We start from the raw sequence: 7,255 nt of genomic DNA on the forward strand, positions 1-7,255 counted from the left end.
CCCCCGAGGGGCCCCAGGTTACCGGCAAAGCCGGTATGGCCTACGGCCACCCCCTCGCGGACATGCCGCCGGCCCCGGCGGCATGCTCGTCTGCGACACCCCGCCCACCCCCTCCCGCGTGAGCCGCGGATCCACGGCCGGGGACGGGCTCACAGGTCGAGCGGGTGTCCCCTGGGGAGTGGGGCTGTAGTTGGCTTGTGGGGCGGGATGCGGCCCCAGTGGATGATCGATTTCAACAGGGCGTTCGGCTATCGGCTATCGACCATCGGCCCTCTCACCGCAAACTCGCCCCCCGCGCCCAGAGCCCTACCTCCTCCAGCACCTGCCGCCGCACGCGGCGCAGGGTCTTCACCCCGAAGGCGGCCAGGCAGCGCAGGTAGGTGGTGGGGCGGCCCCAGCGCACGATCTCCTTGGCGTACTGCCAGGCGCGGGCGGTGGCGCCGCGCTCCCAGGCCAGCAGGGCGGCGCGGTAGCTCGAGTCGGCCAGGTAGCCGCGGCGGCCGGGGCTCAGCAGGTCGCGCTCGCTGAGGCCGGGGACGGGGTGCTCGCGCAGGAATTCCTGGCTGTAGCGGTAGGTGCCCAGGGCCAGGTCGCGGGCCACGCGCCAGGTGGCCTGTCCGGGGCTCTGCCGCCAGTAGCCCAGCACCTCGGGGACGTAGGTGTAGCCCTGGCCGGGGTGGCCGATCTCGAGCCAGGTGGGGAAGTCCACGACCGGCAGGTAGTGCGGCTGCCGGAACCCGCCGGCGCGCTCGAGGGCCTCGCGGTCGATCATGACGGTGACGGCGGGGATGTAGAAGTCGCCGCGCAGGTAGCCGGCGTACAGCTCGCGCGGCGCGAGGGGGCCCAGGTCGGGGTAGCGCGATCCCGCGATGGGCCGCCCGGCGGCGTTGACGGCCTCCATTCGCCCGAAGCTGAGCGGGTGCCCGCCGGCTTGGTGGGCCGGGACCTGACGCTCGAGCTTGTCGGGGGGCCAGAGGTCGTCGCCGTCGAGCAGGGCGAGCAGCGAGCCGCGGGCGGCCTGGAGCATCTGCCGGTAGTTCTCCCCCAGCCGCCACACCCCGCGGTTGTACGGGCTGCGCAGGGGCCGGATGCGCGGTTCGCGGCGGGCGTAGCGCTGCAGCACCTCCCAGGTGTCGTCGCTGGAGCAGTCGTCGAGCACGAGCAATTCCCAGTGGGGGTAGCTCTGTGCCAGGACGCTCTCGAGGGTCGCGGTGAGGTAGGCGCTCTGGTTGTAGGTGGGGGTGAGGATACTGACCAGGGGTTGCTCCATAAATCCTCGCGCGGCAGGGGAATTTGGGGAAGCCCGGCCTCCCGCCCGAGCGTAGCAAGCGCAACTGTATGCCCGCTGAGCTGGCTGGCCGGGGTCCAAGAACCAGCTTGGCCCGGGGTGTCCGCCCCCGGGGTCAGCGCTGCCTTCAGGCGGCTTCGGGTGTTTTTAACCGCGCGGTAATTTCAGGCCCGGGGCGGGGGCGCGGCGAGCTGCTTGTAGAAGATCACCGTGTCGCAGTAGCCGTTGGGCTCGAGGGCGAAGTTGGGGATCACCCCGGCCTCCACCCAGCCGAGCCTGCGGTACAGCCGCTCGGCGGTGTAGCCCCGGCAGGTGTCGAGGACGAGCAGGGTGCGCCCGGCCTCGAGCGCGGCCTCCTCGACGGCGCGCATCAGCCGCTCCCCGATCCCCTGCCCGCGGGCGCGGCTGTGCACCAGCAGCTTCTGCACCTCGGCGCGGTGCGCCCCGTTGGGGACGCGGGCGAGGTCGAGGGTCACCACGCCCACGAGGGCGCCCTCGAGCCGGGCGACCAGCACCACGCGCTGCCCTTCGGCCATGGCCTGCAGGGCCTGCCGCCAGAAGCGGGCGGCCTCCTCGAGGGGCAAGGGCGGCAGGAAGCTCACCGAGGCGCCGCCATCGACGGCGTCCTTGAGCAGCTCGGCCAGGGCGGGGAGGGCGGTCTCGGCGTCGCGGGGGGTCAGGCGCTCGATCTGCACCATTGGGCCAGTATGGCACAACAGGCCGAAGCCCGGCCGCGGGGGCCGGGCCGGAGGGCAGGGTGGGGTTCAGGCGTTGGTCTGCTGGGGCACGTGCTTCTGCAGCCGGGCGTCGAAGTTGCGCTTGGGCTGGGCGCCCACGAGCACCTCGGCGGGCTCGCCGTTCTTGAAGAGGATGATGGTGGGGATGCTCATGACGCGGTACTTCATGGCCGTCTGGGGGTTGGCGTCCACGTCGAGCTTGCCTACGGTGACCTTGCCCTCGTACTCCCTGGCGAGCTCCTCGATCACCGGGGCCACCATGCGGCACGGCCCGCACCACTCGGCCCAGAAATCGACCAGCACCAGCTCGTTGTTCTTCAGGGTCTGCTCAAAATTGGCATCGGTCACTTCGATCGGCTTCGCCATAGCTTGCACCTCTAGCTTTGCTTTGCGCTGCTGTCCGCCCCCGAGGACCCCCGGGGCCGAGCGGCTCACACGGCCCACTCTAGCACCGCCCCCCGATCCTAAGGGGAGCAGGGCCACGATCTGAGCGAGCGGCGCGGCACGGGGCGCGTGGGCGTCAGTGCGCGGGGGAGCGCTCCTCGAGCCGCCGGGCGCGGCGCCCGCGGCCGCGGGAAAGCCCCCGCCCGGGGAGCACGGGGAGGGCGTGCATCTTCTCGAGCCACCTCTCGGGGTCAACGCGGGTGTGCAGGATCTCGACGAGGGCCTTGTCCCGGCGGTTCTTGAAGGTGGCGGTGGGCCAGTCGTTGATGGGGATGCGCTCGGGGCCGAAGAGCCGCACCTCGAAGTGCAGGTGGGCGCGGTAGGGCTTCTTGACGCGGGTGTCCCCCTTGCCGATGGTGCCGATCTGCTGCCCGGCCCGCACCCGCTGGCCCGCCTGCACGAGGACCTGGTCGCAGTGGGCGCTCAGCGTCCACACGCCGGGGCCCTCGTGGTGGATGAGGACGAGGTTGCCCCACACCTTGAAAAAGCCCACCTCCACCACGGTGCCGTCGGTGACGGCGTAGACCGGGTCGCCCAGGTCGGTGTCGCCGCCGCCGCGGCCGTTGTAGTCGGCCCCGGGGTGCAGCCAGCCGGTGGCCTGCTCGTAGGCCGGGTCGAGGAAGCCACAGCCCGGCTGCACGCTGTAGCGGTGCGCGGGGAGGCAGGGGTGGAAGTACAGGCGCTTGACGTTTGCCACGGCAATCCCTCCAAAATGCGATACACCCCGGCGGGCAGACGCGCGGCGCACGCGCAGACGTAGGGGAAGGCGGAGGGGGGTTGGACTCATGGTAGGGCAGGGTTCGCCCGGAAGTCCAGACGGCGGGGGAGGGGGCTGGCTCGAGGCCGCCCCCGAGTTCGCCCACGCCCGCGAGCTGTGGGAGCGCGGGGAGTTCTGGGAGGTGCACGAGGCGCTCGAGCCGTTGTGGATGCGGCTGGAGGGCGAGCGGCGCGAGGCGGTGCACGGCCTGATCCTGCTGGCCGCCGCGCTGCACAAGGCCCGTTCCAGCCCCACCGGCGGCTGGCGCAACTTCGCCAAGGCGCTGCGCCACCTCGAGGGCCTGCCGGGCGTCTACGCCGGGCTCGACCTGAGCGAGACCGTGGCCGAGGTGTGGCGGGCGCTCGAGCGGCCCGGCTACCGGCCGCGCCTGTGCGTGGCCTCCCCCTGAAGCGCCCCCCGGTGAAGCATCGGGAGGTGCGCCACGTTTGACACAGGCCTGACAGCGGGCCTCGAGCATGGCGCTGAGCTCTTCAGGAGGAAGCCATGATCCAGCTCGAGCCCGATGCCCAAGAGTTCCACCAGGCCCCCCGCGGCAACCGCAGCCCGGCCACCTGCCGCTGGAAGTGCGGCGACGCCTGCGCCCAGCCCGTTCCCAACCCCAGCGAAAACGCCTACCTGCGCGGCGTGATCGAGGAGGCCCTCACCCGCCGCGGCTTCCTCTCGGCCAGCGCTGCCGGGCTGTTCGTGCTTTCGGGGCTGGGCTCGCTGGCGAGGGCCCAGGCTCCCGGCGGCATCGGCCTCAAGGCCATCGGGCTCTCCACCGAGGACCGCCTGGTGCTGGCCGAGGGCTACAGCGCGGGCGTGGTGATCCGCTGGGGCGACCCCATCGCCCGGGGAGCCCGCCGCTTCGACCTCGCCAACTGGAGCGCCCGCGACCAGGAGGCCGCCTTCGGCTACAACTGCGACTACATCAGCTACCTGCCCCTGCCCTATGGCTCGAGCCGCTCGAGCCGTGCCCTGCTGTGGGCCAACCACGAGTACACCAACCCCGAGCTGATGTTCCCCGGCTACACTCCCGGCAAACCCACCAAGGAACAGGTGGACGTCGAACTCGCCGCCCACGGCGGCAGCGTGGTCGAGGTGATCCGCAACGCCGACGGCAGCGTGGAGTACCTGCCGGTTTCGCAGTTCAACCGCCGCGTCACCGCCCTCACCCCCATGGAGCTCACCGGCCCCGCCGCCGGGCACCCCTGGCTGCAGACCAAGGCCGACCCCACCGGCCGGCGGGTGCTGGGGATGCTCAACAACTGCGCCGGCGGCACCACCCCCTGGGGTACCGTCCTCTCCGCCGAGGAGAACTTCAACCAGTACTTCGCCTTCAACGACGGCGTGGGCAACGAGACCGTCAAGAAAATCCACGCCCGCTACGGCCTGCCCGCCAAGGAGTCGGGGCGGCGCTGGGAGGCGTTCTACGAGCGCTTCGACCTCACCAAGGAGCCCAACGAGCCCTTCCGCCACGGCTGGGTCGTGGAGATCGACCCCTACGACCCCACCTTCACCCCCAAGAAGCGCACCGCCCTGGGGCGCTTCAAGCACGAGGGCGCCGAGACCAGCCTGGCCGCCGACGGGCGGGTGGTGGCCTACATGGGCGACGACGAGCGCTTCGACTACATGTACAAGTTCGTCTCCAAGGGCCGCTTCAACCCCTCCGACCGCCAGGCCAACCTGAGCCTGCTCGACGAGGGCACTCTTTACGTGGCCCGGCTCAACCCCGACGGCAGCGGCGAGTGGCTGCCGCTGGTGTTCGGCAACGGCCCCCTCACCGCCGCCAACGGCTTCGCCAGCCAGGCCGAGGTGCTCATCAACACCCGCGGAGCCGCCGACCTGCTGGGCGCGACCAAGATGGACCGCCCCGAGGACCTCGAGCGCAGTCCCGTCACCGGCATGGTCTACGCGGTGATGACCAACAACTCCCGCCGCACCGCCGCCCAGGTGGACAAGGCCAACCCCCGCCCCGACAACAAGGACGGGCACATCATCGAGATCATGGAAGAGGGCAACGACGCCGGGGCTACCCGTTTCCGCTGGGCGCTGTTCCTGGTCTGCGGCGACCCCAAGGACCCCAGCACCTTCTTCGCCGGCTTCGACAAGGCCAAGGTCTCGCCCATCGCCACCCCCGACAACCTCACCTTCGACCGGGCGGGCAACCTGTGGGTCGCCACCGACGGCATGGACGGCTCCAACCTCAAGTCCAACGACGGCATCTTCGCCGTGCCCACCCAGGGGCCCGAGCGCGGCTGGGTGCGCCAGTTCCTGTCGGCCCCCAAGGGCGCGGAGGTCTGCGGCCCGGTCTTCACCGCCGACAACCGCACCCTCTTCGCGGGCATCCAGCACCCCGGCGAGGGGGGCACCGTCGAGAAGCCGGTGAGCCTGTGGCCCGACGGCGCGGGGGTGGCCCGCCCCTCGGTGGTCGCCATCCGCAAGGACGACGGCGGCGTGATCGGCGGCTGAGCCGCCGGCGAGGAAAGCGCCTCGAGTGAGGCCGCGGCACGCGGCCCGGCGGCGAAGACGGGGGTGCGGCCGGGCCCGGGCGTCAGCCGGGGGTTTGCAACGCCCGCAAGAGCTGCACCATCTCCACGGCGCTGTACAGCGCCTCCGCGCCTTTGTTGCCCGCCTTGCCCCCGGCCCGGGCCTCGGCCTGCTCGGGGGTGTCGGTGGTGAGCACGCCGAAGGCGACGGGCTTTTGGCTGGCGAGCATGGCCTGCATCAGGCCGCCGGCGGCCTGGGCGCTGACGTGCTCGAAGTGCGGGGTTTCCCCGCGGATCACCGCCCCCAAGGCCACGACCCCGTCCACCTCGGGGCGTTGGGCCAGCTTTTGGGCGGCCAGGGGGAGCTCGAAGGAGCCCGGGACCCACACCGTCCAGGCCTCCTCGAGGTCTCCCCCCAGGCGGGCATAGGCCTCGAGCGCCCCCTCCAGGAGGGCCTTGGTGACGCGCTCGTTGAAGCGGCTCACGGCGAAGGCCAGGCGGACGTCGCGGGCCGAGAGGACGGTCTGGACACGCTTCATGCGAGCCATACTAGACCAGCGAGCCCTTCCCGACAAAGGGGTGTGCCCTTACAAAGCCGGGGTGGCTACGCGATAAGCTTGGCAGTGCCCTCCTTCAGGGCAGGGTGCGATTCCCGACCGGCGGTGAAAGCCCGCGAAGCCCCCAGGGGCCCGACCCGGTGAAATTCCGGGGCCGACGGTAAAAGTCCGGATGGGAGAAGGAGGTGAGTGCCGGGGTGACCCGGCGGCAGCGTGCTTGAATACCCTTTGCGGCGCGCTCTGGACGAGCGCTATTTAAGGCGAGCCTTACAACTGGCGGAACGGGCCCGGGGGCATACCCACCCCAACCCCCTGGTGGGCGCAGTCGTCGTCAAGGACGGGCGCATCGTGGGGGAGGGGTGCCACCCCAGGGCCGGGGAGCCCCACGCCGAGGTCTTCGCCCTGCGCCAGGCGGGGGAGGGGGCCCGGGGGGCCACCCTCTACGTGAGCCTGGAACCCTGCGACCACCACGGGCGCACGCCCCCGTGCTCCGTGGCCCTCCTCGAGGCCGGCGTTGGCCGGGTGGTGGTGGCGGCCCGCGACCCGAACCCGAAAGCCCGGGGGGGCCTGGAGCGGCTGCGCTCGGCGGGCGTGGAGGTGGAGGCGGGGTTGCTCGAGGCCGAGGCCCGGGCCCAGAACGAGGTGTTCTTCCACGCCCTGCGGCGGCGGCGCCCCTTCGTGCTCTGGAAAGCCGCGCTGAGCCTGGACGGCCAGGTGGCCGCCCGCAGCGGCCACGCGGCCTGGGTGTCGAACCCCCTCTCCCGCCGGGTGGCGCAGGGCTACCGCCAGTGGCTGCCGGCGGTGATGGTGGGCGTGGGCACCGTGCTGGCGGACGACCCGCAGCTCACCGTGCGCGAACCCGACTTCCGGGCCTTTCCCCACCTGCTCGAGCCACCCCCCTTGCGCGACCCCCTCAAGGTGGTGCTCGACACCGAGGCCCGCACCCCGCCGACGGCCCGGCTGTTCGCCCCGGGGCCCCGGGG

Annotated in this window: 8 protein-coding genes and 1 riboswitch; of the genes, 3 read left to right on the forward strand and 5 right to left on the reverse strand. The window is 72.0% G+C overall.

Translation table 11 applies throughout. From position 1 onward, the window contains the following. Positions 1–274: 274 nt before the first annotated feature. The 4 genes from Mterra_RS17205 to Mterra_RS17220 all read right to left on the reverse strand — a co-directional run bounded on the left by Mterra_RS17205 (position 275) and on the right by Mterra_RS17220 (position 3,166). Positions 275–1,270: a glycosyltransferase family 2 protein gene (locus tag Mterra_RS17205; protein ID WP_119316273.1), complete on the reverse strand. Its 996-nt coding sequence runs from the start codon at positions 1,268–1,270 to the stop codon at positions 275–277. 182 nt (positions 1,271–1,452) lie between these two features. After that, positions 1,453–1,986, reverse strand: a complete 534-nt coding sequence (locus Mterra_RS17210; protein ID WP_119316274.1) for a GNAT family N-acetyltransferase — start codon at positions 1,984–1,986, stop codon at positions 1,453–1,455. 66 nt (positions 1,987–2,052) lie between these two features. Beyond that, a complete protein-coding gene (trxA, locus tag Mterra_RS17215) occupies positions 2,053–2,400 on the reverse strand; it encodes a thioredoxin (RefSeq protein ID WP_275054773.1) in 348 nt (115 codons plus the stop codon). A 145-nt stretch (positions 2,401–2,545) separates the two neighbouring features. Then, positions 2,546–3,166, reverse strand: coding sequence for a murein hydrolase activator EnvC family protein (locus Mterra_RS17220; RefSeq protein ID WP_170159720.1), 621 nt, complete (start codon positions 3,164–3,166; stop codon positions 2,546–2,548). A gap of 88 nt (positions 3,167–3,254) precedes the next feature. Here Mterra_RS17220 and Mterra_RS17225 point away from each other — a divergent pair, with 88 nt between their 5' ends. Further along, on the forward strand, positions 3,255–3,635 hold the full coding sequence (locus tag Mterra_RS17225; RefSeq protein WP_119316277.1) for a DUF309 domain-containing protein: 381 nt from the start codon (positions 3,255–3,257) through the stop codon (positions 3,633–3,635). A gap of 95 nt (positions 3,636–3,730) precedes the next feature. Then, positions 3,731–5,698 carry a PhoX family protein gene (locus tag Mterra_RS17230; protein WP_119316278.1) on the forward strand — a complete coding sequence of 656 codons (1,968 nt, stop codon included), beginning with the start codon at positions 3,731–3,733 and terminating at the stop codon, positions 5,696–5,698. An 82-nt stretch (positions 5,699–5,780) separates the two neighbouring features. On the opposite strand, the gene ribH is transcribed toward Mterra_RS17230, so the two are convergent. Continuing rightward, positions 5,781–6,254: a 6,7-dimethyl-8-ribityllumazine synthase gene (gene ribH, locus Mterra_RS17235; protein WP_119316279.1), complete on the reverse strand. Its 474-nt coding sequence runs from the start codon at positions 6,252–6,254 to the stop codon at positions 5,781–5,783. Between the two features lie 86 nt (positions 6,255–6,340). Then, positions 6,341–6,460: riboswitch (FMN riboswitch) on the forward strand. Between the two features lie 40 nt (positions 6,461–6,500). On the opposite strand from ribH, the gene ribD reads away from it, so the two are divergent. Then, positions 6,501–7,255 (forward strand): bifunctional diaminohydroxyphosphoribosylaminopyrimidine deaminase/5-amino-6-(5-phosphoribosylamino)uracil reductase RibD (gene ribD, locus Mterra_RS17240; RefSeq protein WP_119316280.1); only part of this gene is annotated, 755 nt, incomplete at its 3' end.

The sequence above is a fragment of the Calidithermus terrae genome (assembly GCF_003574345.1).
Lineage (GTDB): Bacteria > Deinococcota > Deinococci > Deinococcales > Thermaceae > Calidithermus > Calidithermus chliarophilus.